We start from the raw sequence: 2,678 nt of genomic DNA on the forward strand, positions 1-2,678 counted from the left end.
TAACGCCAAATTAAGGTGTGAACAACGCTAACCACCTTACCTAAACCATTGTGCCATAAACACTAAACTGGCTTGAAGTGAAAGCGCCAAGCGTTGTGAATCACTCTTAAATTTATTGTTATGGTGATTTTTATTGCATATGAAACAATTTGAAATTAAAGTGCACCATCCTTTTATTGAGACATAGAAATGAAACGCTTTTTACTACTGATTTCGCTTGGTTTATCTGCTAACACATTCGCAAACTGCTATGGTTCTGACTCATACAAAACTTGCTATGACGACAACGGTAACTCTTACAGCGTACAAAAGTATGGCAATACAACATCTGTTCAGGGCTATAACAGTCAAACAGGCTCAAACTGGAGCCAATCAAGCACTACCATTGGGAACTCTACATTTACTAATGGTACATCAGCAAATGGCAGCTCTTGGAACAGCACCACAAACAAGATAGGTAATAGTACATTCACTACAGGTACTGACTCAGACGGTAATTACTTCTCTTCAACTTGCAATGAATACGGTTGCTACTAGTGGTTCTAGCTCCAGTTTTTAAAGGCTGGAGCTTCATCACCATAACGCCGCGTTAAGTGGTGAGCAACGCAGACCACCGCACTTAAACCATTGTGCCGTAAACACTTAAGCCGAAGCAAACCAAAATTGCCGTGCGTTGGGAATCCGTCTTAAACGCTTTGTTATGTTGATTTTCTTAGGGTTACAGATCAAACATGACACAAAATTTTCTTGAATTTTATTTTGAAATCTATATTATTCCCGTCCGTTGAATCAATGCATACCGCTATTATTTTTACAAACATACTTGCAACATACCCTAAGGTTGGGCTAAGGTGTTTATATAGCGATACGATAACAACCCAAACATACAGCCTTTGGCGACTCCTCCCACAATACGGGAAGTGACGACCCAGGGGCTTTTTCATTTATGAGGTCTAGAATGTCCCGTAGAACAGTCGCTATTTTTGTTGATGCTGGTTTTTTCAACCGCATTTTTACTTCTCATGTTGACCCAGACATGAACATGGATCCAGAAAAACTTGCCAAAGAAATGTGGCACTACTGGATCAAACACGTTGATAGAAGAAACGGTGAGGAACTATACCGCATATACTTTTATGACTGCCCACCTTTACACCAAAAAGCGCACCACCCTATTACAAACAAGCAAATTGACTTTGCTAAAAGTGACATCACAAAATACAAAAATGCATTACATGAAGCTTTAACGCATCAGCCATATGTTGCATGCAGAATGGGTCACTTAAGCACCACCGACAAAGAGTGGGGGTTTATCCGTAAGGATAAAGTCCACAACTTCAATAAAATAATTCGTGGTGAAGTAGATCCCAAAGACATTGACCCAAACAATGTTTCATTACGCCCACGCCAAAAAGGCGTTGATATGAAACTCGGCGTCGATATTACAAGCGTTGTATTAAAGAAATTAGCTAACAAAATTGTGTTAATTTCAGGTGACAGCGACTTCGTTCCAGCAGCAAAACTGGCTCGCATTGAAGGCGCTCATTTCATACTTGATGCTATGGGAAGAAGCGTAAAAGGCGATTTAGCAGAGCATATTGACGGTTTGAAAACTTTTGTAAGCCATTTAAAACCAAAGAAATAATGATTTTTGAGGTACTATTCGTGCCTCATAGTTCACCTGCAACATAACGCCGCGTTAAGGGGTGAACAACGCCACAACCTGACCTAAGCCATTGTGCCATAATCACAAAAGCTAAACTTTGAACCGAAACCGCCAAGCGTTGAGAATCCCTCTTGAACGCTTTGTTATGTGAATTTTGTCAACGGACATCCTGACAAAACCTAAACAAGTACCCGTCTGGTGATTGCACGATAAACTGCTTTTGAACGACGGACTTAGTACCGCATTCATATGATTTAGATTCGAGCGCTAAATAAATTGACTCATTAGACTTCGAATGCACTTCACGATATAAGCGTTCAATGTCATTAACGTCCCACTGAAAGTTCACACCACGACCCAGCGGGAATTCTGGATTACCAGTGACCCACTTACGGCTTGGACTGGATAAGCCTTCTAACATTAAATCGACACCATCAAGTGTTAAATATACAAACTCTTCTTCTGGCCTTTCGTATTTGATGGCAAAACCAAGAATATCTGTGAAGAAAGCCTTACTGGTATTTATATCGAAACAATACAATTCTGGAACTACTCGTAATGTCATGGTTTTCCCTATTCACATAACGCCCAATTAAGGGGTGAACAACGCTACCACCCAAACCTAACGCATTGTGCCATAAACATTAAAACTGAAGTAGAAGCAAAAGTGCCAAGCGTTGTGAATCCCTCTTAAATTGCTTGTTATAACTCATTTACTCAGTCGGTTCGGAAAAGTTTGGTAGCGATAATTCTGTTTTATTGCCGACAACCCAAGAATAAACATGCAGATTCTCATTTGTTAGCTCTTTGATTCGATGATCGGTTTCGATATTGTTTTTCCGTGTTTGTTCCCAAACCTTCGAAACTCTTCTATGAAATGTTAATAGTACGTTTTCATTCTCAGGATCGAAGACTAACGTTCTGACAAAATTACCAACAGCCTGATCCTTAAAGGTTTCTTCATCTTTAGGGTGAAATAAATATTTCATATGACCTCCTGAGTTATAACGCC

At 39.9% G+C, this 2,678-nt stretch carries 4 protein-coding genes; 2 read left to right on the forward strand and 2 right to left on the reverse strand.

Annotated features, from left to right (window positions below):
- The first annotated feature begins 189 nt into the window (after window positions 1–189).
- A complete protein-coding gene (locus tag ACU01J_RS21570; RefSeq protein WP_481087447.1) occupies window positions 190–537 on the forward strand; it encodes a hypothetical protein in 348 nt (115 codons plus the stop codon).
- A 421-nt stretch (window positions 538–958) separates the two neighbouring features.
- Entirely contained in the window at window positions 959–1,645 is a 687-nt protein-coding gene (locus tag ACU01J_RS21575) for an NYN domain-containing protein (protein ID WP_481087448.1), read from the forward strand.
- A 178-nt stretch (window positions 1,646–1,823) separates the two neighbouring features.
- Here ACU01J_RS21575 and ACU01J_RS21580 read toward each other — a convergent pair whose 3' ends face one another.
- Together ACU01J_RS21580 and ACU01J_RS21585 are read right to left on the reverse strand one after the other, a co-directional pair.
- Window positions 1,824–2,231, reverse strand: a complete 408-nt coding sequence (locus ACU01J_RS21580) for a bleomycin resistance protein (protein ID WP_481087449.1) — start codon at window positions 2,229–2,231, stop codon at window positions 1,824–1,826.
- Window positions 2,232–2,379: 148 nt separating this feature from the next.
- A partial coding sequence (locus ACU01J_RS21585; protein WP_481087450.1) for a hypothetical protein occupies window positions 2,380–2,678 on the reverse strand: 299 nt, incomplete at its 5' end.

The organism is Vibrio sp. 2433-A1 (assembly GCF_056726085.1).

Excerpts from the sequence above, each read along its gene's own strand:
- ACU01J_RS21570 (WP_481087447.1), top strand. The coding sequence starts at position 190 with ATGAAACGCTTTTTACTACTGATTTCGCTTGGTTTATCTGCTAACACA.
- ACU01J_RS21575 (WP_481087448.1), top strand. The coding sequence starts at position 959 with ATGTCCCGTAGAACAGTCGCTATTTTTGTTGATGCTGGTTTTTTCAAC.
- ACU01J_RS21580 (WP_481087449.1), bottom strand. The coding sequence starts at position 2,231 with ATGACATTACGAGTAGTTCCAGAATTGTATTGTTTCGATATAAATACC.